Origin of the sequence: Streptomyces fulvorobeus (genome assembly GCF_013167895.1) — a bacterium.
Lineage (GTDB): Bacteria > Actinomycetota > Actinomycetes > Streptomycetales > Streptomycetaceae > Streptomyces > Streptomyces fulvorobeus.
Genome location: NZ_BLWC01000001.1, coordinates 4092304 through 4117330 on the forward strand (window position 1 = coordinate 4092304; position 25027 = coordinate 4117330).

Sequence of the window (25027 nt, forward strand, 5' to 3'; positions counted from 1 at the left end):
GGCCCCGGAATGGTCTGCCCGCGGGGCATGTGAGGGACTCCACACGCGGTGTGCGTACGGGCTCCGCAGCCCTGGGGCGCAGGTGGGGCGGTTCGGGGCGGAGCTGGGGGGCACCTGTGGATACGCCCGGTTCCCGCAGCCCCTTTCCGTCCCTCATGAGGCGGTTCCTGGGCGCACGGGTGCTGATTGTCACGTCCGGAAAAGACCGGATCGCTTGCATTTCGTCCGACCCGACGGTGTTAGCTGGCTGGGGCGGACGACGCCGGTCGAGCAGAGGAACGGGAGCACCACAGCGATGGGTCGAGCGGAAGCGCGACGAGGCCAGGGGCGAGAAGCGCGCCGGGCCGGGAGGGGCGGCGGCATACGCGGACTCCTCACCCGGCGGAGAGTGCTGGGCACGTTCTTCGGGCTGTGCCTGCTGGCGGTGGGCGCGTTCGTGGCGCTCTACGTCCTCGTGGACGTGCCCGCGGCCAACGCCACGGCCAAGAAGCAGAGCAACGTCTACAAGTACAGCGACGGCACCCTGCTGGCCCGCGCGGGCGAGGTCAACCGCGAGATCGTCGACCTGGACGTGGTCCCCGAGGACGTCCGGAAGGCGTTCGTCGCCGCGGAGAACAAGACCTTCTACCAGGACCAGGGCGTCGACCTGAAGGGCAGCGCGCGCGGGCTGTTCAACACGGTGTCGGGCAAGGGCAAGCAGGGTGGCTCCACGATCACCCAGCAGTACGTGAAGAACTACTACCTGACGCAGGACCCGACCATCAGCCGCAAGGTGAAGGAACTGGTGATCGCGCTCAAGGTCGACCGCAGGATGGACAAGGACGACATACTCGCCGGGTACATGAACACCGCGTACTACGGCCGTGGAGCCAGCGGCATACAGGCCGCCGCGCAGGCGTACTACGGCGTCGACGCCAAGGATCTCGACCTCTCCCAGGGCGCCTACCTCGCCTCGCTGCTCCAGGCCCCCAGCCAGTACGACTGGGCGATAGCCTCCGCGACCGGCAAGAAGCTCGTCACCGAGCGCTGGGGGTACACGCTCGACAACATGGTCGAGAAGGGCTGGCTCGACGACTCGGAGCGCGCCGGGATGACGTTCACCGTCCCGCGCGAGCCCAGGGCGGCCCCCGGCATGGAGGGTCAGGCCGGCTACCTCGTCGAGGCGGCCGACGAGGAGCTGGAGCGCCAGGGCGTCTCCGAGGAGGCCCGCGAGGCCGGCGGATGGACGATCACGCTGAACATAGACAAACAGCGTCAGAAGGAGCTGGAGAAGGCGGTCGACCGGCAGCTGGAGTCCCAGCTCGACCGCGAGGGCAACAAGATCGACGCCACGGTCCAGGCCGGCGCCACCTCCGTGGACCCCACGAACGGCGAGGTCGTCGCGTTGTACGGGGGCGTCAGCGCCACCCGGCACTGGATCTCCAACGCCACCCGCCGGGACTACCAGCCGGCCTCCACCTTCAAGCCGCTGGTGCTCGCCTCGGCGCTGGAGAACAGGTCGAAGACCCAGAGCGGCAGTCTGATCGGCCTCGACACCGTCTACGACGGCACCAGCAGGCGGCCGGTCGTGGGTTCCGACATCCCGTTCAAGCCGCAGAACGAGGACGGCCGCAGTTACGGCGACATCAGCGTCCAGACGGCGATGGACAGGTCGGTCAACTCCGTCTTCGCGCAGATGGTCGTCGACGTGACGCCCTCCACCGTGAAGCGGACCGCCCTCGACCTGGGCATGCCGGACAAGGGATTCCCCGCGGTCCCCTCGATCACCCTGGGCACCATGAACGCCTCGACCTGGGACATGGCCGGTGTCTTCGCGACGCTGGACAACCACGGCAAGAAGGTCAACCCGCACATCATCAAGTCCGCCGAGCACCGGGACCGCGTGGCGAAGCCGGTCGACGGCACCGGCGGCCAGGCGATCAGCCGCAGCACCGCGGACACCGTGACCCGGTCGCTGACCGGGGTCGTGGACAACGGCTCCGGGCACGAGGCCGACTCCGCGGCGTACGACGCGGCGGGCAAGACCGGCACGTCCGAGAACAACAAGGCCGCCTGGTTCGCCGGGTACACCCCGGAGCTGACCACCGTCGTCGCGCTCTACGGAGAGTCCGCGGAGGCGGGCGGCGGGCAGGTCACGCTGACCGGAACGGCCAACTCGGGCCGCGCCAACGGCGGCGGCTTCCCGGCGAGGATCTGGGCGGACTACACGCGCGGCGCGCTGAACGGCGGCTCGGCCGCCACCTTCGACCTGGAGGACGTCGAGCACGGCGAGTCGGGCATCACCCAGGCCCCCGTCACGCCGCCGGCCAGGACCGGGGAACCCGAGCGGACACAGCCGCCCGGGACGGAGCCGCCGGCCCGGTCGCCGAGCAGGAGCCCCACGCGGGAGCGCCCGTCGGCCAAGCCGGCACCCAGCCGGACGACGGAGCCGGCACCGAGTGCGTCGACGACTCCACCGGCCGAACCCACCGACCCCGCGGAACCCACCGCCCCCGTCGATCCGGCCGACCCGCCGGACGAGCGGCCCGGCCGTGGCGGGGACGGCCCGCTGGGACAGTGAGCGGGACATGAGGGAGGGGCGGTGCCCGCGGGCACCGCCCCTCCCTCTGTGCGGGGTCCTACTGGCTCCTGGTGGCCATCTCGAACCAGACCACCTTGCCGGTCGAGAGCCGGGTGGCCCCCCACCGCCTGGCCAGACGGTTCACCAGGAACAGGCCGCGCCCGCCCTCGTCCGTCTCCCTGGCCCGCCGCTGCCTGGGCAGCTGCGGGGAGTCGTCGCCCACCTCGCAGCGCAGGAGGTCGGTCCGCAGGAGCCGCAGGGTCACCGGCCGCTCCGCGTACCGCACGGCGTTGGTCACCACCTCGCTCACCAGCAGTTCCACCTCGTCCGACAGCTCCTCCAGGCCCCAGCGGCTGAGCGCCCTGCGGGCCAGCTTGCGGGCCCGGCCCGGTGCCTCGTCCTCCGGCTCCAGATACCAGTACGCGACATCGCTGGGCGCGATCCCCTCGAAGCGGGCCGCCAGCAGCGCGATGTCATCGTCCCGGTCGCCAGGACCGAGCATGTCCAGCACGTCGTCGCAGAGCGCCTCCAGCGGAGGCGCGTGGTCGGGGCCGGTCAGCCGGGCGGTGGCGGCGAGCCGCTCCCGCAGCTGCTCGATGCCGGTCCACACGTCCCGCAGCCGGGACTCGACCAGCCCGTCCGTGTACAGCAGGAGCGTGGCGCCCGACGGCGCGTCCAGCTCGACGGCCTCGAAGTCGACGCCGCCCACCCCGATCGGGGCGTCGGGCGGCACCCGCAGCACCTCGGCCCGGCCGCCCAGGTGCAGCAGGACGGGCGGCGGGTGGCCGGCGTTGGCGATGGTGATGCGGTGCGCGACCGGGTCGTACACCGCGTACAGGCAGGTCGCCATGCGGTCGCTGCCGAGCCGCTGCGCCTGCTCGTCCAGGTGGTGCAGCACCTCCTGCGGCGGCAGGTCCAGCCCGGCCAGCGTCTGGGCGGTCGTGCGGAGCTGGCCCATGATCGCGGCGGAGGTCATGGAGTGGCCCATGACGTCACCGACGACGAGCGCGACCCGGCTGCCGGGCAGCGGGATCGCGTCGTACCAGTCACCGCCGACCCTGGCCGTCTCGGCGGCCGGGAGGTACCGGGAGGCGAGGCGGACCCCGGTCGGCTGCGGCAGCGAGTCGGGCAGCATGGTGCGCTGGAGCTCGTCCGCGATGTACGCCTCGCGCCCGTACAGCACGGCCTTGTCGATGCCGAGCGCGGTGTGCGTGGCCAACTGCGCCGCTACCAGCAGGTCGTTGGCCTCGAACGCCGGACGCTCGGTGCCGCGCAGGAAGACGGCGGCGCCGATCACCCGCCGCCGCCCGCGCAGCGGCGCCAGGATCGCGCGGTGCCCGGTGGGCACGGCCCGTCCCGCGCCGAGCAGTTCGGGCAGCGCGGCGCGCGCCGCGGCGGAGTCCCCGAACACGGGACGCACTCCGCGCAGCACCTCGGCCAGCGCTCCGCCCGAGCGGACCTCGCACAGTTCGGCGGCGGGCATCAGGTCGGACTGGGGGTCGGCGCCCGGAAGTCGCAGACGCTCGCTCTCCGGGCCGTTCTCGTTGTCCTCGTCGGTTAAACGCAGCCGGTCGGTACGCCGCAGCCGCAGCACGAACGGGGAGACGGGCCGCTCGTCGCCCACCGGCAGCGGGTCACGGAGGTAGACGAGTATCGCGTCGGAGAAGGTCGGCACACTGGCCCGGCAGAGGCCGAGGACGATCTCGTCCAGGTCTATGCCCCGGGCGATGCGGCGGGTCGCCGCTCCCACGAAGCGCAGCCGGTCGCCTTCGCGACGGGCTACGGCCTGCGCCTCCACCGCCGTCGCGGCGGGCTTGGCCGAGGTGTGCGGTACGGGACTGGGGCCGGGGTTCGGCGGGGTGGCCGGTCCGGGGATCGCGGCGGTGGCAGGGTTCGCCGTCGCGGCGTCCTGCTGCCGGGGCCGGGTGCGCTCCTGGGGCCGGGCCGCGAGGGGCTGCCGGCCTTCGTGGGAGGTGGGATGCTCCGTCACGCGTGGGGTTCCGTCCGTCCGGGCCGGCTGTATGAGGCAGTCGCCTCGTGGGGCGCTACTGTGCCCCGGCAAGAGCGGTAAGAACAACGGCTGTCACCGGATGCCCCGAACGCGGGCCGAAACCGGCTGCTCACGACCGGGCACGGTGACATCGCTTCCCGCGGAGGGACGGCGGACTGCGGGCACGTCTCCACCCCCTCCTCGTGGTTCACGCGAGCGTGCGGACCGCTCCGGGCTGTGCCGCCCGCGTGGTCCGTACGCCTCGTACGTCGACTTGTGGTCGGTCCAAGGATCTCACGACGGCATATGGGCCGGGGTGCGGTCCCAGTCATCGGGCAGGGGCGGTACCGGCCAGTGCGGCTCCGGCCGCCAGTGCTCCCAGCCGTCCCGGAACGGGGTCCCCCACTCCTGGATGACCCCGACGGCCGCGCGGCCCGCCTCCCGCACCCGGGCCGCGGTGGCCCGGTCCATCAGGCCGACCCGCTGCGCCTGCGCGAACTCGTCCTCGTCGAGCCACCGCCAGCTGCGGTCGGGGTTCACGGAGATGTCGAGGAAGTGGTCCTCGGAGTCCACCCCGCCGGACCAGCGGGCGAGCGGCTCCTCCAGGTTCACGTACCAGTTGCGGAAGGACCAGCCGCGGTCCCAGAACAGCCACACCGACCAGGGGTCGCCCGGCCGGGCCAGCTTCAGCACGCCGCTGCCGAACCACGTCGAGCGTGCCGTGGTACGCGGCGCGGTGTAACGGGTGGCGAGCGGCTCGGCGTGCACCTGGGTGCCGTCGGCGAGGACGGGTCTCACGCATTGGGTGCCCGGCGCCATCCAGACGGCGAGCAGCTCGGGCGTGTCCCGCACGACGGTGACAGGGCGGCAGATGTGCACGGCGCGCCGGCCGGTCCCGTCGCCGTCGCCGCGGTCACTGCCACCGTTGTCGCGGTAGCGCCAGAGGATCTGGTCCCCGGGCGCCCAGCGAGCCTCTCCCGTACCTGTCATGAAGAGATCTTAGAGATCAGGCCGCCCGCTCGCTGCGATACGCGTCACGGGCGGGTCATGCGCAACACGTCGAGCGCCTCGTCGAGTTGTTCCACGGTGAGGTCGCCGCGCTCGACGTATCCCGAGGCCAGCACCGTCTCGCGGATGGTCGTGCCCTGGGCGAGCGACTTCTTGGCGACCTTCGCCGCCTCCTCGTAGCCGATGTACTTGTTGAGCGGGGTGACCACGGAGGGCGAGGACTCCGCGTACGTACGGGCGCGTTCCACGTTGGCCGTGATGCCGTCGACCGTGCGGTCGGCGAGGAGGCGGGAAGCGTTGGCGAGCAGGCGCACCGACTCCAGCAGGTTCTTGGCGATCACGGGCAGCATGACGTTGAGTTCGAAGTTGCCCGCCGCCCCTGCGGTGGCGACCGTGGCGTCGTTCCCCACCACCTGCGCGGCGACCATCAGCACGGCCTCCGGGATGACCGGATTCACCTTGCCCGGCATGATCGACGAGCCCGGCTGGAGGTCCGGCAGGTTGATCTCGGCCAGTCCGGTGCGGGGTCCCGACGCCATCCAGCGCAGGTCGTTGGAGATCTTCGTGAGGGAGACCGCGATCGTGCGCAGCTGCCCGGAGGTCTCGACGAGCCCGTCCCTGGCCCCCTGTGCCTCGAAGTGGTCGCGGGCCTCGGTGAGCGGCAGGCCCGTGGTGCGGGCGACCTCGGCGATGACGGCGGCGGAGAAGCCGGGCGGGGTGTTGATCCCGGTGCCCACCGCCGTACCGCCCAGAGGCAGTTCGGCGAGGCGGGGCAGGGAGGACCGCAGGCGCTCGACGCCGTACCGGATCTGCGCCGCGTAACCGCCGAACTCCTGGCCCAGGGTGACGGGTGTGGCGTCCATCAGGTGGGTGCGGCCGGCCTTGACGACCTCCGCGAATTCGGCCGATTTTCGCTCCAGGGCGGCCCCCAGATGATCGAGCGCCGGCATCAGGTCCGCGGTGACGGCGGCGGTGGCCGCGATGTGGATGGAGGAGGGGAAGACGTCGTTGGAGGACTGCGAGGCGTTGACGTGGTCGTTGGGGTGGACCTCGCGGCCCAGGCGCTCGGTGGCGAGGGTGGCGAGCACCTCGTTGGTGTTCATGTTGGACGAGGTGCCGGACCCCGTCTGGAAGACGTCGACGGGGAAGTGCGCGTCCCAGCGGCCCGCGGCCACCTCGGCGGCGGCCTCCTGGATCGCGGTGGCGATGTCCGGGTCCAGGACCTCCAGTTCCGCGTTGACCTTGGCGGCGGCGGCCTTGATCCGGGCCAGGGCCTCGATGTGGGCCCGTTCGAGCCGCTGCCCCGAGATGGGGAAGTTCTCCACGGCGCGCTGGGTCTGGGCCCGCCACTTGGCGTCCGCGGGGACCTTCACCTCGCCCATCGAATCGTGCTCGGTGCGGTAGCGCGGGGCGTCTGACGAACCGTTCATGTTCCAAACCTCCTGAGAAAGATGAGCACGTGTCTTGTTCTGCGTATTCCCATGTCGCCTACCGGCCAGTAAATACCTGGGGTGACCCCACAACCCGGGAGGCGCAATGAGGCGCACCAGGCACAGACTCCGCGCACTTCGCTGTACGGTCGCGGCGACCGCCGCGCTGGCGGTGGCCGTCGGCACCATGGCGGTCGCCGGACCGGCGGGCGCGGCACAGAGCCGGACCGGCACCACCGCATCCACCCCGCTCCCGCCCGCTCTCGAAGCCGTCAGGGCGGCGGAGGCCATCCAGCTGTACGGAAGCCCCGCCGAGCGGCCGCTCGCCGACCGCAGGACCGGGCTGATCTCGCTCGGCGACAGCGAGATCTCCGGCGAGGGCGTCGGCACCTACGAGGCCGGCACCAACGGCCCGGACAACTGGTGCCACCGGTCGCCCGACGCGGCCATCCACCGCACGGGCATCGCGGCGGACGTCACGTACAACGTCTCCTGCTCCGGCGCCCATACCGGGAACATCAGGATCGGCGGCTCCAGGCAGTACGCCGACGAGCTGGTCCAGAGCGACAGCCTCGCCGTGAAGGCCCGCAACACCCGTATCAAGATGATCGTGCTGGTGGCGGGGGCCAACGACGACCTCCAGTTCGGCCCGGTCATGACCGACTGCGTGGTGCGCTACCTCACCCTCCAGGGCCCCTGCGAGTCCAAGTACGCCGGGGGCTGGCAGGCCCGCGTCGACGCACTCGTCCCCAAGGTCGAACAGACCGTACGCGACCTGCGCACGGTGATGACCGGCGCCGGTTACGCCGAGGGCGACTACAAGCTCGTCGTCATGGGCTACCCGAGCCCGATCGGCCCCGACTTCCGTGACAACCCCTACTTCCCCGGCAAACTGGTCTGCGGCGGTCTGGGGTACGACGCCGACACCGTCTGGGGCCGCGACACCGCGGTACCCGCCTTCCAGGCCGGCATGCGCAGGGCGGCCGCCGCCACGGGCGCCGCCTACCTCGACAACTCCCGGCTCTTCCACGGCCACGAGGTCTGCACCCAGCACCCCTGGGCCCGCGGCCTGTACGTCGACGTGACCAAGCCGGGCCTGCCGGACGCCAATTCGGTACGCCAGTCCTTCCACCCCAACCTGGCCGGGCACGGGGCCTTCGCCTCCTGCCTCACCCAGATGTACGACTCCGGGGTACGCGAGGCGAGCTGCGCCGACCCGGCGAGCGCCGGCCGGCCGGCGCTCCAGCCGGTCGCCTGGGACGACGTGTTCGGCCCGCTGAGGAACGAGGCCACCGGAACGTGCGTCGACGTCCCGGGGTCGGTGACCCGCAACGGCACCGAGGTCACCGGCTGGGACTGCCACGGCGGACGGAACCAGGGCTGGTGGTACGACACCGCCGAGTGGACGGTCCGTACGGAACTCAGCCACGACCGCTGCCTGGACGTGCCGGGCGCGAGGTACGAGGCGGGCGCGGAGCTCGTCCTGTGGGACTGCTCGGGCGCGGCGAACCAGAAGTTCGTGAAGCGGTCGGGCACTCTGCGCCCGGCGGCGGCCACCGCGCTCTGCCTGACGCTCGCGTCGGCGAAGGACCCGCTGCGGCTCCAGGCGTGCGACGGAGGCGCGGGCCAGCGCTTCGCGTGACCGGGTGACAGAAGGAGGGGCGCCCGCGACGCGGGCGCCCTTTTCCGCTTCCCGCGGCCGGCTGACCGACCGGTCAGCCGAGGCCCGGCCCCCGCACCGGGATGCTGGTGAAGGTCGGCGCGGGGGCGGGCTCCGTGAAGAAGTCGTTGCCCTTGTCGTCGACGACGACGAACGCGGGGAAGTCCTCGACCTCGATGCGCCAGACCGCCTCCATGCCGAGCTCCTCGTACTCGACGACCTCGACCTTCTTGATGCAGTCCTGCGCGAGCCGCGCGGCGGGACCACCGATGGAGCCGAGGTAGAAGCCGCCGTGCTCTCCGCAGGCGTCCGTGACCTGCTTCGAGCGGTTGCCCTTGGCGAGCATCACCTTCGAGCCGCCCGCCGCCTGGAACTGCGCCACGTAGCTGTCCATGCGGCCGGCCGTCGTCGGCCCGAAGGAACCGGAGGCGTAACCCTCGGGCGTCTTCGCCGGACCCGCGTAGTAGACCGGGTGGTCCCTGAGGTACTGCGGCATCTCCTCGCCCGCGTCGAGCCGCTCCTTGATCTTGGCGTGCGCGATGTCGCGCGCCACGACCAGCGGGCCGGTGAGCGAGAGCCGGGTCTTCACGGGGTACTTGGTCAGCTCGGCGAGGATCTCGTCCATGGGCCGGTTGAGGTCGATCTCCACGACGTCCCCGGCCTCGTCGAGGTGCTCGTCCGTGGTGTCCGGCAGGAAGCGGGCCGGGTCCTTCTCCAGCTGCTCCAGGAACACGCCATCGGCGGTGATCTTCGCGGTGGCCTGGCGGTCGGCCGAGCAGGAGACGGCGATCGCGACGGGCAGCGAGGCGCCGTGCCGGGGCAGGCGCACGACGCGTACGTCATGGCAGAAGTACTTTCCGCCGAACTGGGCGCCGATACCGATCCGCTGGGTCAGCTCGAAGACCTTCTCCTCCAGCTCCTTGTCGCGGAAACCGTGACCGGTGGGGGAGCCCTCGGCGGGCAGCTCGTCGAGGTAGTGCGCCGAGGCGTACTTCGCGGTCTTCAGCGCGAACTCCGCCGACGTACCGCCGACGACGATCGCCAGGTGGTACGGAGGGCAGGCGGCCGTGCCCAGGGAGCGGATCCTCTCCTCCAGGAACGTCATCATGGAGGACTCGTTCAGTACGGCCTTGGTCTCCTGGAACAGGAACGACTTGTTGGCCGAACCGCCGCCCTTGGCCATGAAGAGGAACTTGTACGCGCCGCCGTCCGTCGCGTACAGCTCGATCTGCGCCGGGAGGTTGGAGCCGGTGTTCCTCTCCTCCCACATGGTCAGCGGGGCCATCTGCGAGTAGCGCAGGTTGAGCTCGGTGTACGCGTCGAAGATGCCGTGCGACAGGGCCTCCTCGTCACCGCCCTCGGTGAGCACGTTCTGCCCGCGCTTGCCCATGACGATCGCCGTGCCGGTGTCCTGACACATCGGCAGGACGCCCGCCGCGGCGATGTTCGCGTTCTTCAGCAGGTCGAGGGCGACGAACTTGTCGTTCGACGACGCCTCCGGGTCGTCCACGATCCGCCGCAGCTGGGCCAGGTGCGCGGGCCGCAGATAGTGCGAGATGTCGTGCATGGCCTCGGCGGCGAGCGTGCGCAGAGCCTCCGGCGCGACCTTGAGGAACGTACGGCCGCCGGCCTCGAAGGTGGACACACCCTCGGAGGTCACCAGACGGTACGGCGTGGTGTCCTCTCCCAGGGGGAGCAGATCGGAGTACGCAAACTCTGGCATTACGGCCATTCCTCACTCGGCAGACGGCGGCTGACCTCCCTTGGGCAGCGCACCCACCAGCGTAGAGCGCCGTGGCCGCCCCGCCCCTGTGAGGTAAGGCTCACCCGCCCGCCCCGGCCCTCCGGAGATCCGTGCTCCATCAGCCAACCCGCCACGCCCACGCGCGACCCCTGGTCGCGATCTATCGCGTCTGGGTACGCTGGGCCGGTGGACCTCCAAAAGCAGCCCCAGCAGCCGCAGCCGCCCGCCGCCCCGGCCGGTACCACTCCCGCGGAACCCGCTCCGGCCGGCATCCGGGCCTCCGACGCCGACCGCGACCGGTTCGCCGACGTCCTGCGGGAGGCCGTGGCCGACGGCCGGCTGACCGCGGAGGAGCACGCCGAGCGGATCGACCTGGTCTACCGGGCCAAGACCGTCGGCGAGCTCGAACCACTCGTGCGGGACCTGCCGGGCGGAGCGGGGGCCGCACGGCACTCCGTGGCGTCCTCGCATGCCTACGGCCCCGACGTGCCGGCCGGGCCAGCCGACACCATGGTGGCCGTCTTCAGCAGCTCCACCCGGCGGGGGCGGTGGCGGGTGGCCGGCCGGACCAATGCCTTCACCCTGTTCGGCAGTATCGAGATCGATCTGACCGAGTCTCTTTTCGGTCAGAGGCTGAGCGTCATCAACGCCACCTCCATCTTCGGCAACGTCGAGATCCGGGTACCCGAGAACATCTCGCTGCGCGGCAGCGGAACCGGATTCTTCGGCAACTTCGAAGTGGTCACCCTCGAATCCGCGGACCCGGAAGCGCCGGTGGTCGTGGTGAACGGCTATTCGGTGTTCGGAAACATCGAGGCGAAACCCAGACGGGGCAAGCTCATCGCCAACCTCCACGACCAGCTGCGCAAACACTTCGGCCGCTGAGCCGCCCGGCCGCCGCACTCCATGTTTCGGCCATTCGGGGCGACGGACCGCGATTGCGTGCACCGCACGTCAGTGCCACTCAGTGCATAGGCGCGCGCACAGCGGGTAGGGAGGCTGCATCGTCTCTCGCTCGCGAAGCCGTCGTCAGGAGTGGACCCGTGCTGCAACCGCCGCTTCAGTCTCCGCAGGTCGCCGCCGTGCCTTCCCAGCGCACTCCCGCGCGGGAGGACGAGGGCGGCCCCTGGCATGCGGAGGCGGTGTGCCGCCGGGACGAAGCCGGGCTGTTCTTCGCCCCGTCGAAGGAGCCGACCGCCGCCCGGCTGTCCCGTGAGGACGCGGCGAAGCGCGTCTGCGCGCGCTGCCCGGTGATGGTGGAGTGCCAGGAACACGCCCTGGTCCAGCCCGAGCCGTACGGGGTGTGGGGCGGCCTCACCGCCGCCGAGCGCCGCGTCGTGCTCGCCCGCAGGCGCAGGCGTGACATCGAGCTGAAGGCGACGGCCACCACGGAGCACATAGCCGCGGCCGGCTGACCCGCAGGCCCCGCACCCTGCCGGCCCGTGCCCCGCCCGCCCGGTGTGCGGGTCGGGGGCCGCCCCGACCGGCAGCCCCCGACCCGGACCGTTCTTCGTCCGCGCGGCACCGCGTACGGAACCCCGGCGGCCCGCGGCCGCCGGGATCTCCCGCGTACGGGGGTTACTTCGCGCGGTCGAAGTCGATGGCGCTGTAGGCGCGCAGCTTCGAGAGGCGGTGCGTCGAGTCGATCTTCCGGATCGTGCCCGACTTGGAGCGCATGACGATCGACTCGGTGGTGGCGGTCTCCGCGCGGTACCGCACACCGCGCATGAGCTCGCCATCGGTGATCCCCGTCGCCACGAAGAACACGTTGTCGCCGCTGACCAGGTCGTCCGTCGACAGCACCCGGTCCAGGTCGTGCCCGGCGTCCAGCGCGCGCCGCCGCTCGGCGTCGTCCTTCGGCCAGAGCTTGCCCTGGATGACGCCGCCGAGGCACTTGATGGCGCAGGCCGAGATGATGCCCTCGGGGGTGCCTCCGATGCCCATGAGCAGGTCGACGCCGGTGCCTTCGCGGGCGGCCATGATGGAACCGGCCACGTCGCCGTCGGAGATGAACTTGATCCGGGCGCCCGTCTCCCGGATCTCCTTGACGATGCGGTCGTGGCGGGGGCGGTCGAGGATGACGACGGTGACGTCCTCGGGGGTGGAGTTCTTCGCCTTGGCGACCCGGCGGATGTTGACCGAGACGGGGGCGTTGATGTCGACGAAGTCGGCGGCCTCGGGCCCGGTGACGAGCTTGTCCATGTAGAAGACCGCGGACGGGTCGAACATGGCGCCCCGGTCGGCCGCGGCGAGCACGGCGATGGCGTTCGGCATGCCCTTGGCGTTCAGCGTGGTGCCGTCGATCGGGTCGACCGCGATGTCGACCTCGGCACCGGTGCCGTCGCCGACCCGCTCACCGTTGTAGAGCATGGGGGCTTCGTCCTTCTCACCCTCACCGATGACGACGATGCCGTTCATCGAGACGGTGGAGACGAGGGTCCGCATGGCGTTCACCGCGGCGCCGTCGGCCCCGATCTTGTCGCCGCGACCGACCCAGCGGCCGGCGGCCATGGCCGCGGCCTCGGTGACCCGGACCAGTTCGAGGGCCAGGTTGCGGTCGGGGCCTCGGGAGAGACCTCCAGCTGGGAGGGCAGGTGATGTTGCTCGGACATCGGAGCGCACCTTTCTGTACGACGACGACCGGAAAAGAGGGTGCCTGTGACTCTATCGGTAGGTCGATAAAATGAGCAGGGCGGGTCACGTATGAGCGGCCGCCCCCGGTGGGGCGCGCGGAGCCTCATGCCACCATTGAGCGTGTGGCAAGCAAGCGAGGCAAGCAGACCGTCCGGGACATGGTCCTGTCGATGATCGTGATCTCGGCCGTCGCCGGGGTCATCTACCTGTTCATCCCGCACGACGACACGGCCGCCCCGGTGAAGGCCGTCGATTACCGGGTGGAGCTCCTGACCGCGCGGCGGGCGGCGCCCTACCCGGTGGCGGCGCCGGACGGGCTGCCGAAGGGCTGGAAGCCGACCTCGGTCTCCTACGAGCGTCAGGCGGACGACAGCTGGCACCTGGGATTCCTCGACCCGGACGGCAAGTACGTCGCGGTGGAGCAGTCGACGGCGCCCGTGCAGAAGTACGTCACCCAGGTCAGCCAGCGGGCGACGGACACCGGGCGCACCCACGAGGTGGCGGGCGAGGCGTGGGCGCACTGGAAGGGCCCCAAGTACGACGCCCTCGTGCTGCACCAGGACGGTGCGACCACGGTGGTGACGGGGTCGGCCTCCACCCAGCGGCTCGCCCAGATGGCCGCGGCGCTCAAGACGTCCTGAGGCCCTGCCCCGGAAGGGACGTGAGAAGGCCCCGGAGCGCGAGGAGCGCTGCCGGGGCCTTCCGCCGTGATCGCCGGATCAGACGGTGGTGACGACCTCGTCGTAGGCGAGGCGCGGCAGGCGGGGGAGCCAGGCGGTCTCGCCCGGCTTGCCGATGTTGACGACCATGAGGACCTTGTGGTCGCCGTCCAGGAACTCCTTCTCGATGCCCGCGGCGTCGTAGCCGGTCATCGGGCCCGCGGCGAGACCGGCGGCGCGGACGCCGATGATGAAGTAGGCGGCCTGGAGCGAGGCGTTCAGCGCGGCGGACTGCTCGCGGACCGGGCGCTCGGAGAAGAACGCGTCCTTGGCCTGCGGGAAGTGCGGAAGAAGCGCCGGGAGCTCCTCGTGGAACTCGTTGTCGGCGGCGAGGATCGCGACCAGCGGCGCGGAGGAGGTCTTCGGCCGGTTGCCCTCGGCCATGTGCCTGACGAGGCGCTCGCGGCCCTCGGCCGTACGGACCAGGACGACGCGCAGCGGCGACTGGTTGAAGGCGGTCGGGCCGTACTTGACGAGGTCGTAGACCGCCTGGACCTGCTCGTCGGTCACCGGCTCGTCGGTGAACGTGTTGGCGGTACGGGCCTCACGGAAGAGGAGGTCCTGGGCGGCGGGGTCAAGAACGAGGGACATCGTGCGGGTTACCTTCCGGACGTACAGGATCAAGCGATGGCACGACCGTAGCCGAGAAGTAGGTTAACTTTCAACTAAAGTGACGCCGGAGTGACCTGCTCCACAAGTGCCCCATCCCGCGTTCGAGGCGCGGGGTGGGGCGCCCGCGGTTACGGGAAGGAGCGGGCAGGGAACAAGCTCCGCGCACCGGCCCCGACCGCGTCCTCACTCCTCCCGGCCCACACCCTCCGCGCCGCCGGTACGCTCCTCCGGCCCCGCCAACGCCGCGTCGAGCCGCGCCCGCGCCCCCTCCAGCCACCGCCGGCAGACCTTGGCCAGCTCCTCGCCGCGCTCCCACAGAGCCAGCGACTCCTCCAGCGTGGTGCCGCCCGCCTCCAGGCGGCGCACGACCTCGATCAGCTCGTCCCGCGCCTGCTCATAGCCGAGCGTGCCCGTCGCGGCGGCAGTCACGGCAGCCGTCGTCGTCCCGTCGTCCGTCATGTGATCCACCCTATGTCCGAGCTACGACAGCCCAACCGCCGAACCATCCCGCATCCACCCTGACGACCCCGGCCGCTCACTCCGCGACCCGCACCACGAAGTCGCCGTCCGACACCCGCGCGCGCAGCTCGTCGCCGGGCGCACCGGCCTCGGCCGGGGAACGCACCACATGGCCGTCCGGGCGCTGGAGCACCGCGTACCCGCGCTCCAGCGTGGCCGCGGGTGACAGGGACACCACCCGGGCGAGGGTGTGCGAGATCTCCGACTCGGCGCGGTCCAGCAGATGCCCGAGCACCCGCCGGCCGCGCCCCGCCAACGCGTCGACCTCCGCCTCCCGCTCGTCCACCAGCCGGTGGGGACGCTCCATCGCGGAACGGCCCAGTGTGTGGGCCAGCCCCCGCTCCTCCCGCTCCAGCAGCCCCCGCACCGTCCGCCGCGCCCGGTCCCGCAGCTGTCGTACCCGGTCCAGCTCCTCGCCGACGTCGGGCACCACCTTCTTCGCCGCGTCGGTGGGCGTCGAGGCGCGCACGTCCGCGACGAGGTCGAGCAGCGGGGAGTCCGGTTCGTGTCCGATCGCGGACACCACGGGCGTACGGCACGCGGCCACCGCCCGGATCAGCTGCTCGTCCGAGAACGGCAGCAGGTCCTCCACACTCCCGCCGCCCCGGGCGACGACGATCACGTCGACCTCGTCCATCGCGTCGAGCTCCCGCACCGCCTGGACCACCTGGTTCACCGCGTGCACGCCCTGCACCGCCGTGTTGCGGACCTCGAAGCGCACGGCGGGCCAGCGCCGCCGCGCGTTCTCCAGTACGTCCCGCTCGGCCGCCGAAGCCCGCCCGGAGACCAGGCCGATCAACTGCGGCAGGAACGGCAGGGGCTTCTTGCGGTCCAGCGCGAACAGCCCCTCGGCGGCGAGGGACCTCTTCAGCTGCTCCAGCCGTACGAGCAGCTCGCCGATGCCCACCGGCCGTATCTCCGTCGCCCGCAGGGAGAGCTGCCCGCGGGGGGCGTACCACTCGGGCTTGGCGAGGACGACGACGCGCGCGCCCTCGGTCACCACGTCGGCGATCCGGTCGAAGACCTGCCGGAAGCAGGTGACGCCCACCGAGATGTCGTGCGAGGGATCGCGCAGTGTCAGGAACACCACCCCGGCGCCCGGCCGCCTCGACAGCTGCGTGATCTGCCCCTCGACCCAGACCGCGCCGAGCCGGTCGATCCACCCGCCGATGAGCCGTGACACCTCACCGACGGGCAGCGGGGCTTCCGCGGACGTATTGAGAGCCATGCGCCGAGCGTATCGGCCCGCGCCGACAGGAACCCCCGGCCGGCGCACCCGCCCCAGCCTCGCCGACCCCCCCCTCAGCGCGACCCCGCGGCCCTCTCCGGCCCGGACCCCGAACCGGCGCCGTCCGGACCCGACCGCCGTCCCCACTGCACCGCGAGGACCACGAGACCGATCCCCAGCCAGCACACCCCCACCACCTGCGCGCTCGTCGTGGCCTCCACGATCACCACGATCAGCACGGTGGCACCGGCCGCCGGCACCAGCACGTGGCGCCACCAGCTCGGCGGCCCCGCCATCCGGCGTACGGCGAACCAGCCCACGACCGACGCGTGCAGCAGGACGAACGCCGACAGCGCGCCGATGTTCACGACCGACACCAGATGGTCCAGTCCGTCGTCCCGCCGGGCCGCCCACACCGCGGCGACCAGCGTCACGACCGCCGCGAGGAGGATCGCGGTCCTCGGGACCCCGGAACGCGCGTCCACCTGGGCCAGGAACCCCGGCAGCCGCCGCTCCCGCGCCATCGCGAACACCAGCCGGCCGGCCGCGGCCTGCCCGGCCAGGGCGGCGAACGCCGCGCCGATCGCCTTGCTCACGGCGACCAGGTCGTGCAGCCACGTACCGACCGAGGCATCCACCGCGTCGTAGAACGCCGACCCCTGCGCCGCCGGATCGGCCGCCAGCTCCGCCGAGCTCAGTGGCTCAAGCAGCGCGGCCAGGTACGACTGCGCGATGAACAGCGTCCCCGCCAGCGCCAGGCAGAACAGCACCGCACGGGCCACCTTCGCCGAGCCGCCGGTCACCTCCTCGGCGAACGAGGCGATCGCGTCGAAGCCCAGATACGACAGCACGGCCACCGACACGGCCGCGAGCACCGCCGTCGTCGAGAACCCGGAGTCCCCGGTGAACGGTGTCAGCCACCCGCGCCGCGCCCCGTCCTGTACGAGCACCCACACCGCCGACACCACGAAGACCAGCAGCACCACGATCTCCATGGCGAGGACCGCGAAGCCGACCCGGGCCGCCGCCCGTACGCCCCGCAGGTTCAGCAGGGTGGTGATGAGCACGGCGATGGCCGTCCAGACCCACCGCGACACCTCGGGGACCAGCGCGTTCATCGCGATACCGGAGAAGAGGTAGGCGACCGCCGGGATGAGGAGGTAGTCGAGCATCGCCATCCACCCGGCGATGAACCCCGGCCCTTCCCCGAGGCCCTTGCGCGCATACGTGAAGACCGAACCGGCCAGCGGGGCGACCCGCACCATCTGGGCGTAACTGAACGCGGTGAACGCCATGACGACCGTGGCCACGACGTAGACCAGGGCGACCGCGCCGCCGGACTTCGCGTCGAGCGTGCCGAACACCCCGACCGGAGCCATGGGTGCGATGAACAGGAGCCCGTAGACGACCAGGTCCCGGAAGCCGAGCGTCCGTCGCAACGTGCCCGGGTCCGCGTCGCGTTCCTTGGTGCTGCCGGCCATGAACCCTCCATCGTCCGGGTGTGCGCGTGATGCACCAGTCTCCCGACCCGGCGGGACCCGCGCCTGTTCGGTACGGCCTTACGATGGGACGCATGACTGCAACGCCTGCACGCCGTGTCCTGCTCGCCGCTCCCCGTGGCTACTGCGCGGGCGTGGACCGTGCCGTGATCGCCGTCGAGAAGGCCCTGGAGCAGTACGGGGCCCCGATCTACGTGCGCCACGAGATCGTGCACAACAAGTACGTCGTCCAGACCCTGGAGAAGAAGGGCGCGATCTTCGTCGACGTCACGGCGGAGGTCCCCGAGGGCTCCATCGTGATGTTCTCCGCGCACGGGGTCGCGCCGGCCGTCCACGCCGAGGCCGCCGAGCGCAAGCTCGCCACGATCGACGCCACGTGCCCCCTGGTCACCAAGGTCCACAAGGAAGCCGTCCGCTTCGCCAAGGAGGACTACGACATCCTGCTGATCGGCCACGAGGGCCACGAGGAGGTCATCGGCACCAGCGGCGAGGCCCCCGACCACATCACCCTGGTCGACGGCCCCGAGGACGTCGCCAACGTCTCCGTCCGTGACGAGTCGAAGGTCGTCTGGCTCTCGCAGACGACGCTCTCCGTCGACGAGACGATGGAGACGGTCGACGCCCTCAAGGAGAAGTTCCCGAACCTCCTCTCGCCGCCGAGCGACGACATCTGCTACGCCACGCAGAACCGTCAGATCGCGGTGAAGAAGCTGGCCGAGGACGCCGAACTGGTCATCGTCGTGGGCTCCAAGAACTCCTCGAACTCGATCCGCATGGTCGAGGTCGCCCTCGACGCGGGCGCCCCCGCGGCCCACCTGGTGGACTTCGCGGACGAGATTGACGAAGCATGGCTGGAGGGCGTCACCACGGTGGGCCTCACCTCCGGCGCCTCCGTCCCCGACGTTCTCGTGGACGGCGTACTGGAATGGCTGGGCGAGCGCGGTTACGCGGACGTCGAGACGGTGAAGACCGCCGAGGAGTCGATCACCTTCTCGCTTCCCAAGGAGCTCCGCCGCGACCTGCGCGCGGAGGCGGCGGAACTCTCCGGCAAGTAGCGGGACGCGCGGCGCCCGCTACCCGTACGGTGGACCGCATGCAGATCTTCGGCGTGGACATCGGCGGCTCTGGGATCAAGGGTGCTCCCGTGGACCTGGACCGCGGAGACCTGGCGCAGGAGCGCCACAAAGTACTGACACCGCACCCCGCCACGCCCGAGGGCGTGGCCGGGTGCGTGGCCGAGGTGGTCGGCCACTTCGACTGGCAGGGGCCCGTCGGCGTCACCTTCCCGGGTGTCGTCACGGACGGAATCACCCGTACCGCGGCCAATGTCGACAAGGGCTGGATCGATATGGACGCCCGTGCCCTCCTCGCGGAGCGCATCGGCCGGCCGGTCACGATCCTCAACGACGCCGACGCGGCCGGAACGGCGGAGATGGCGTTCGGCGCGGGCCGCGGACGCAAGGGCACCGTGATCGTGCTGACCTTCGGCACGGGTATCGGCAGCGCGGTCTTCACGGACGGGCTGCTGGTTCCCAACACCGAGCTGGGCCATCTTGAGCTGCACGGTCACGACGCGGAGAAGCGTGCCTCCACGAAGGCCAAGGAGGACGAGGACCTGAGCTGGCAGCACTGGGCGCACCGGGTGCAGAAGTACCTGCGCCATGTGGAGATGCTGTTCTCACCCGAGCTGTTCGTGATCGGGGGCGGAGTGAGCCGCAAGGCGGACAAGTTCCTGTCCCTGATCGAGGGCGTACGGGCGGAGATGGTCCCGGCCGAGCTCCAGAACAACGCGGGGATCGTGGGCGCGGCCATGGCGGCCTCCAAGAGCTCCGTCTCCTGACGGCCAGCCGCGCGTACGCCTACGGCTGCTGAGGCCGACGCGCCGCCTGCACCCCCGCGCCGCCTGCGCGGCGCGGAGCAGGTGGCGCTGACGCATGTGCCGGATCTTCCGTACGCTCGCGATGAGCCCGGCGACGAGTGTGCCCCCGTACAGCCAGCCGGCGTGCACCGCGAGAGCCGTGACCACCGCCATCGTCTGCCCGCCGACGCCGCCGCCGCCCCCGGAGATGGGAATGACTCCGACGGCGAAGGCGATCGGCACGCCGATCGGCGCGGTGACCAGGTCGGCGGGCCGGACCCAGAGCGCGGTCAGGGCGCTGACCGGCAGGAACAGCAGCCCGTACACCGTCTCCGAGCCGTTGAGGAGCAGGCGGTCGAGGCAGGCGAGCACGAACATGGTGACGGCGGCGAAGAGCCCCGCCCCGATGCCCGTCAACCGCGGATTGGGGAACCTGCCGAGCGCCGCCACGGCGGGCACCGCAGGGGGCCTGGCGCCGCCCGCGCCCGCCACCTGGTAGACGGCTGCGGTCTCACCGATCGTGGCCTGCGGGGATGCCTGCGGGGACAGCGGGGCCTGCTGGTGAGGCTGCCTGCGCTGCGCGGGTCGTGTCCTGTGCTGCTCCACCAGCACAACGTAGGTCGCCCGGCGGGAGGAATCAGGCGTTGGACACGCGCTTTGGCCGAGCTTGGCGTTGAGTTCGATGTCACACGGCCGAAACCCACCCTGTTCGGCCGTGCGCCCGACCCGTGGCTGTCCGCCCGGGCCCGCCCGTAAACTGGACGCTCTCCCCTTCATCCTTACTCCAGGAAGCCGCCAAAGTGTCGCTCACGATCGGAATCGTCGGTCTGCCGAATGTCGGCAAGTCGACCCTGTTCAACGCCCTGACCAAGAACGACGTGCTGGCGGCCAACTACCCGTTCGCCACGATCGAGCCGAACGTCGGCGTCGTGGGCGTCCCGGACCCGCGCCTCGCCAAGCTGGCCGAGATCTTCCGCTCGCAGAAGATGCTTCCCGCCACGGTCGACTTCGTCGACATCGCGGGCATCGTGCGCGGCGCGAGCGAGGGCGAGGGCCTGGGCAACAAGTTCCTCGCGAACATCCGCGAGTCCGACGCCATCTGCCAGGTCATCCGCGCCTTCAAGGACGAGAACGTCGTCCACGTCGACGGCAAGGTCTCGCCGAAGGACGACATCGAGACGATCAACACGGAGCTGATCCTCGCCGACCTCCAGTCCGTCGAGAAGCAGATTCCACGCCTCCAGAAGGAGTCCCGCCTCCAGAAGGAGAAGGTCGCGGTCCTCGCCGCGGTCGAGGAGGCCCAGAAGATCATGGAGGCGGGCCAGACCCTCTTCGCCGCGGGCATCACCGCGAACACGGAGAAGGGCCGCCTCCTCCACGAGCTGCACCTGCTCACGACCAAGCCCTTCCTGTACGTCTTCAACGTCGACGAGGACGAACTGGTCGACGAGGACTTCAAGAACGAGCAGCGCGCCCTGGTCGCCCCGGCCGAGGCGATCTTCCTCAACGCCAAGATCGAGTCCGAGCTGATCGAGCTCGACGACGACGAGGCGCTGGAACTCCTCCAGTCGATGGGCCAGGAAGAGCCCGGCCTGGCCACCCTCGGCCGCGTCGGCTTCGACACCCTGGGCCTCCAGACCTACCTCACGGCAGGCCCGAAGGAGACCCGCGCCTGGACGATCAAGAAGGGCGCGACGGCCCCGAGGCGGCCGGTGTGATCCACACCGACTTCCAGAAGGGCTTCATCAAGGCCGAGATCATCTCCTACGAGGACCTGATCGAAACAGGCTCGGTGGCCGAGGCCCGCGCCAAGGGCAAGGCGCGCATGGAGGGCAAGGACTACGTGATGCAGGACGGCGACGTGGTGGAGTTCCGCTTCAACAACTGAACTCCACCACGTCGCTGATGTGGTGGAGTTCAGCCCGAAAGTACAAGTGAGTGATGAGGCCGGGATGACCTCGTTCCGACCTCATCAGTCATGCCCGCCATCTTTGACGGTGCACGAAGGGCCTAAGCTGTCCTCCTGGGGTCTGCGTCACTGCCAGCGGCGGGGCGCCTGCCGGGAGCGTCGAATACGAGCGGCTGGTGCGTCTCGCCGTCAGTACGAGCCGTGACGCCAACTCATCCGTTCAGTCCCGCCGGCCCACGCTTCTCGTAGCATAAGAGAAGTTCAAACGCGTGGTCGTGACTGGGGGCAGGGATGAGCAAGAGCGGGCAGGCAATGCCGCTGGAAGTCCGGCATGTTCGCGATGCGTTGAAGCGCGAGTTCGATCCGCTGATCTCGCTCGCTGACTACGAGAAACGTCAGCCGTTGGAACGTGAGAATGCCTTCAACTCGCGTGCGTTGTCCGCCAGGGCGGCTCGCATGCTCACGGACTGTACGTCCGAGGAAGCTGCCGAGTCGGTGATCGACGGCCGGGACGACTTCGGTATCGACGCCGTCGCTTTCTCCGCCTCCGCTCCTGAACTGTGGCTGATCCAGGCCAAATGGAGCGACAAAGGCAAGGCCGGCTTTGACACGAGTGCCGCACACAAGCTGGTGCACGGCCTGAAGAAGCTCGACAACCGGGACTTCGATCAGTTCAACGAACGGTTCCGCCGTCTCGCTGACCGTGTGCGGTCAGTGCTTGACGTGCCTACCTGCAAGGTGGTCCTCGTCATCGCTGTCATGGGCGAAGGACACCTTTCTACGGAGACCGAGGCCATACTCGTCGAAGCGGCTGAGGAGTTCGGCGGCTACACGCGCTCCATCGAGCACCGGGTGTTGAATCAGACGGACTTCCACCGTGCCGTCCGCGAGGACCTCACCCCAGAGCCGATCACCCTCACCGCCACCATGACGCAGGGCTGGCATTCCCGGGAAACCCCATTTCAGGCATATTCGGGGCTGGTGGCGGCCGACGAACTCGCTCAGTGGTACGCCGACAACGGAGAGCGGTTGTACGACCGCAACGTCCGCAGATCGCTGGGCCTGACCGGAGTCAACCAGACGCTCGTCGAGAGTCTGATTCGGGATCCGCAGGGCTTCTGGTACCGCCATAACGGCATCACGGTTCAGTGCGACAAGATCGAGCCGCATTTCTTCGCGAAGCAGAAACCCAGTGAGCCCGTGAAGCTGGTCCTCGAAAACGCAAGCGTCGTCAACGGTGCGCAGACCGTCAGTTCTGCCCACCGGGCGTTCCAGCAGAACGAAGAAGCGGTGGGAGAGGCGTACGTCACCGTCCGGATCATCTCAGTTTCCGGTGCCCCGGAGGGGTTCGCGGGCGAGATCACCGAGGCGACCAACACGCAGAACCACATGGAGCGGTCGGACTTCATCGCGATCAAGCCAGTACAGAGCCTGATCCGTGAGGACTTCCGACTCTCTCTTGACAAGGACTACGTATTCAAGCGCGGTGAGATTGAGCCGTCGCCGGCGTTCGGATGCTCGGTCCGCGAGGCCGCCACTGCCCTTGCCTGCGCTCACCCAGACCCGGCCCTGGCGGTACGGGTGAAGGGCTCAGCCGACGCGCTCTGGGAGGACGGTCCTGGGGGCATTTACACCCGACTGTTCGGGCGCAGGCCCAGCGCATATCAGATCTGGCGTAGCGTCCTACTTATGCGGCGGGTGCGGGAGTCCTTGCACGAGGTCCGCTCCACGCTCACCGGACGGGCGGGTTCGATCGCTGACAGTGGTGCTCTGCTGGTGGCGCACATGGTCGCCCAGCAGGTCGGCTCAGAGGGAATCGACGAACCAGACTCAGGTTGGGAGTCCTCTCTGGAGGCCGTACCGGCGCGGGTCGGCGCAACGCTTGCCCAGCTTATCCCGCTGGTGAACCACCTTTTTGGGGGCGGAAGTTACATCACCAGCACCTTCGCCAGCGAGGAACGCTCCCGAAAACTGGTCGCCGCCGTCCTTCAGGCGCTCTCCGACGGTACGGATGCCGGAGACCTCGCTGCGTACCAGCAGCGGGACGACTCGAAGCCGCCCAGGCGCCCCAATACCGTGACCCTGCTGATCGACCATGACCGTATTCCATCCGGTACCAGGCTGATGTACCACCCCAGCGCGACGGAGGAGCAGGCCATCGGGGACTGGCTGAACGCTGACCCGCGCCGGGCCTACGCGACCTGGGTCAACGACCGGCGCAAGCCGTTGCTCTGGGAGGCTGACGGGAGCCGTTACTCGCCAAGCGGCCTGGTCACGCATATCTGGCAGCAGGCCCAGTGGCGCGAGGCGTGGAGCGCGGTCCAGGGGCCAAAACAGTGGGGTGTGCTGGGCGAGGATGGAACGCTTGTTGACCTTGCAGAGCAGCTCTGGCAGCAGCTCCTGACGGAGTCCTTGCCTGAGGAGGAACAGTTCGAGTCGCTCCAGTAAGGGCAGCTTCCGGCAACGCCCGACACAGTGACGCGTGTCGGCGAACCAGCTCCGCCTCGGTCTCCTACCGATTCGGCGTTTGGTGGGCGAGGCGCTAGCGAGGAGCGCGCGGCGCTCTGCGCGAGCCTCGGTGACTTCGATGCGCAAAGTGCACGGCCTCAACGTGAATCGGAAGTCGAAGTCCCGTCCGACGACGCGTGAGCTGATCCGCGCGGCCGAACCCCCCTTGACCCTGATGCCGAACCTTTCCAGGATGAGGAAGTTTCAGGCCCCCTCTGCGAACCGGGGCCGAGCCGTGTGCCGCGAGATGCGCGGCATCGTCTCGCCTGGTGAACGACGGAGCAGCTTCATGTCGCGGCCCTCGACCCAGGCGTTCCAGGACTTGAGGTAGTAGAGCAGGTGCTCTCGCGAGTCGTCGCGCCTGCGGTGGGCCTTCCCGGCCGCCAGGTTCAGCAGCGTATTGCGCAGAGTCAGCCGCGGGTCACCGATGCGCAGCCCCGCACCGGTGACCAGGGCCTCGTGCCAGGGGAGCTGATCGAGCTCGGGACGGGCGTCGGTGGTCGCGTACCAGCCGACCGCAGCGGCCGTCACGGTGATGCGGAACGCCTTGTTCATCGGGATCGCCGCCCGGACAGCGTCCCGCATACAGGGGTGCTGGTCGAGGACGGTGAGCAGTAGATCGTTACTGACGGCGGCGCTCTGCCCGCTCCACGCGGAGTCCGGGGCGGTCAGATAGAGGTGCAGACCGCGCAGAGCGGCGGCCAGGTGGGTGCTGTGCTCCTCGCCCGCCAGGGCCAAGGCGTCGCGTCCGCTCCGCTTGCGGCCGGTGTCCATCACTGTGAACGCGGACTGCGCCACCCCGCGTGTCACCACGCACTGCACGGGGATGCCCGCCTTCGCGACCGCCTCCAACCGGTGCTGGCCGTCGATCAGTGCCCCGTGGTCGTCGAAGGCGATGCCCTGGTGGGTGAGCTGCCACTCGCCGCGCTCGATCTGCTGGGTGAGCTGCTGGACGAACGCTTTGCTCAGCGGGCGGTTCCTGGTGTTGCACAGCAACCACTCGCGAGCCAGCTCGGGCGTGATCACTTCTACGTTGCTCTGCATGACGTCCCCTCCATTGCCATCACCGGCAGCACCCGTCGATAGCAACGATGAGAGCATCGCCTGAAAGCATTGTCAAACAGTATTCTGCCGTGCTGTACTGTTCGT

General features: G+C 70.1%; 17 protein-coding genes and 3 pseudogenes. 9 read left to right on the forward strand and 11 right to left on the reverse strand.

Going from position 1 to position 25027, the window contains the following annotated elements:
• Window positions 1–295: 295 nt before the first annotated feature.
• Window positions 296–2560: a transglycosylase domain-containing protein gene (locus Sfulv_RS18670; RefSeq protein WP_173315547.1), complete on the forward strand. Its 2265-nt coding sequence runs from the start codon at window positions 296–298 to the stop codon at window positions 2558–2560.
• A gap of 58 nt (window positions 2561–2618) precedes the next feature.
• Here the strand turns inward: Sfulv_RS18670 and Sfulv_RS18675 are convergent, their stop codons facing one another.
• From Sfulv_RS18675 to Sfulv_RS18685, 3 genes are all read right to left on the reverse strand, one after another.
• Window positions 2619–4550: an ATP-binding SpoIIE family protein phosphatase gene (locus Sfulv_RS18675; protein ID WP_173315549.1), complete on the reverse strand. Its 1932-nt coding sequence runs from the start codon at window positions 4548–4550 to the stop codon at window positions 2619–2621.
• A gap of 294 nt (window positions 4551–4844) precedes the next feature.
• A complete protein-coding gene (gene fomD, locus Sfulv_RS18680) occupies window positions 4845–5540 on the reverse strand; it encodes a cytidylyl-2-hydroxypropylphosphonate hydrolase (RefSeq protein ID WP_173315551.1) in 696 nt (231 codons plus the stop codon).
• A gap of 44 nt (window positions 5541–5584) precedes the next feature.
• Window positions 5585–6988 carry a class II fumarate hydratase gene (locus Sfulv_RS18685; RefSeq protein ID WP_173315553.1) on the reverse strand — a complete coding sequence of 468 codons (1404 nt, stop codon included), beginning with the start codon at window positions 6986–6988 and terminating at the stop codon, window positions 5585–5587.
• Between the two features lie 106 nt (window positions 6989–7094).
• Between Sfulv_RS18685 and Sfulv_RS18690 the strand changes: the two genes are divergently transcribed.
• Window positions 7095–8630 (forward strand): ricin-type beta-trefoil lectin domain protein, encoded by a 1536-nt coding sequence (locus Sfulv_RS18690; protein ID WP_173315555.1) that lies wholly within the window; start codon window positions 7095–7097, stop codon window positions 8628–8630.
• A gap of 73 nt (window positions 8631–8703) precedes the next feature.
• Here the strand turns inward: Sfulv_RS18690 and Sfulv_RS18695 are convergent, their stop codons facing one another.
• Window positions 8704–10371 carry a fumarate hydratase gene (locus Sfulv_RS18695; protein ID WP_173315557.1) on the reverse strand — a complete coding sequence of 556 codons (1668 nt, stop codon included), beginning with the start codon at window positions 10369–10371 and terminating at the stop codon, window positions 8704–8706.
• Between the two features lie 207 nt (window positions 10372–10578).
• On the opposite strand from Sfulv_RS18695, the gene Sfulv_RS18700 reads away from it, so the two are divergent.
• Entirely contained in the window at window positions 10579–11277 is a 699-nt protein-coding gene (locus Sfulv_RS18700) for a DUF1707 SHOCT-like domain-containing protein (RefSeq protein WP_173315559.1), read from the forward strand.
• Window positions 11278–11435: 158 nt separating this feature from the next.
• Window positions 11436–11807 carry a WhiB family transcriptional regulator gene (locus Sfulv_RS18705; RefSeq protein WP_173315561.1) on the forward strand — a complete coding sequence of 124 codons (372 nt, stop codon included), beginning with the start codon at window positions 11436–11438 and terminating at the stop codon, window positions 11805–11807.
• 163 nt (window positions 11808–11970) lie between these two features.
• On the opposite strand, the pseudogene glpX reads toward Sfulv_RS18705, so the two are convergent.
• Window positions 11971–13004, reverse strand: a pseudogene (gene glpX, locus Sfulv_RS18710) (class II fructose-bisphosphatase).
• Between the two features lie 144 nt (window positions 13005–13148).
• Between glpX and Sfulv_RS18715 the strand changes: the two are divergent.
• Window positions 13149–13667 carry a DUF4245 domain-containing protein gene (locus Sfulv_RS18715; RefSeq protein WP_173315563.1) on the forward strand — a complete coding sequence of 173 codons (519 nt, stop codon included), beginning with the start codon at window positions 13149–13151 and terminating at the stop codon, window positions 13665–13667.
• 78 nt (window positions 13668–13745) lie between these two features.
• On the opposite strand, the gene Sfulv_RS18720 is transcribed toward Sfulv_RS18715, so the two are convergent.
• The 4 genes from Sfulv_RS18720 to Sfulv_RS18735 all read right to left on the reverse strand — a co-directional run bounded on the left by Sfulv_RS18720 (window position 13746) and on the right by Sfulv_RS18735 (window position 17585).
• Window positions 13746–14336, reverse strand: a complete 591-nt coding sequence (locus Sfulv_RS18720; RefSeq protein WP_173315565.1) for a malonic semialdehyde reductase — start codon at window positions 14334–14336, stop codon at window positions 13746–13748.
• A gap of 204 nt (window positions 14337–14540) precedes the next feature.
• Window positions 14541–14816 carry an exodeoxyribonuclease VII small subunit gene (locus Sfulv_RS18725; RefSeq protein WP_173315567.1) on the reverse strand — a complete coding sequence of 92 codons (276 nt, stop codon included), beginning with the start codon at window positions 14814–14816 and terminating at the stop codon, window positions 14541–14543.
• 76 nt (window positions 14817–14892) lie between these two features.
• Window positions 14893–16104, reverse strand: coding sequence for an exodeoxyribonuclease VII large subunit (gene xseA / locus Sfulv_RS18730; protein ID WP_173315569.1), 1212 nt, complete (start codon window positions 16102–16104; stop codon window positions 14893–14895).
• Window positions 16105–16178: 74 nt separating this feature from the next.
• Window positions 16179–17585, reverse strand: a complete 1407-nt coding sequence (locus Sfulv_RS18735; RefSeq protein WP_173315571.1) for an APC family permease — start codon at window positions 17583–17585, stop codon at window positions 16179–16181.
• Between the two features lie 83 nt (window positions 17586–17668).
• Between Sfulv_RS18735 and Sfulv_RS18740 the strand changes: the two genes are divergently transcribed.
• Together Sfulv_RS18740 and ppgK are read left to right on the forward strand one after the other, a co-directional pair.
• Complete coding sequence (locus Sfulv_RS18740; RefSeq protein ID WP_173315572.1) at window positions 17669–18658, forward strand: 4-hydroxy-3-methylbut-2-enyl diphosphate reductase; 990 nt, start codon at window positions 17669–17671, stop codon at window positions 18656–18658.
• 38 nt (window positions 18659–18696) lie between these two features.
• Entirely contained in the window at window positions 18697–19443 is a 747-nt protein-coding gene (ppgK, locus tag Sfulv_RS18745) for a polyphosphate--glucose phosphotransferase (RefSeq protein WP_173315574.1), read from the forward strand.
• Window positions 19444–19526: 83 nt separating this feature from the next.
• Here the strand turns inward: ppgK and Sfulv_RS18750 are convergent.
• Window positions 19527–19953 (reverse strand): annotated as a pseudogene (locus tag Sfulv_RS18750) (DUF6542 domain-containing protein); the annotation flags it as partial.
• A 308-nt stretch (window positions 19954–20261) separates the two neighbouring features.
• Between Sfulv_RS18750 and ychF the strand changes: the two are divergent.
• A pseudogene (gene ychF / locus Sfulv_RS18755) lies at window positions 20262–21349 on the forward strand (redox-regulated ATPase YchF).
• Window positions 21350–21661: 312 nt separating this feature from the next.
• Complete coding sequence (locus Sfulv_RS18760; protein WP_173315577.1) at window positions 21662–23818, forward strand: AIPR family protein; 2157 nt, start codon at window positions 21662–21664, stop codon at window positions 23816–23818.
• A 264-nt stretch (window positions 23819–24082) separates the two neighbouring features.
• Here the strand turns inward: Sfulv_RS18760 and Sfulv_RS18765 are convergent, their stop codons facing one another.
• Entirely contained in the window at window positions 24083–24922 is an 840-nt protein-coding gene (locus Sfulv_RS18765; protein WP_173315579.1) for a hypothetical protein, read from the reverse strand.
• Window positions 24923–25027 lie beyond the last annotated feature (105 nt).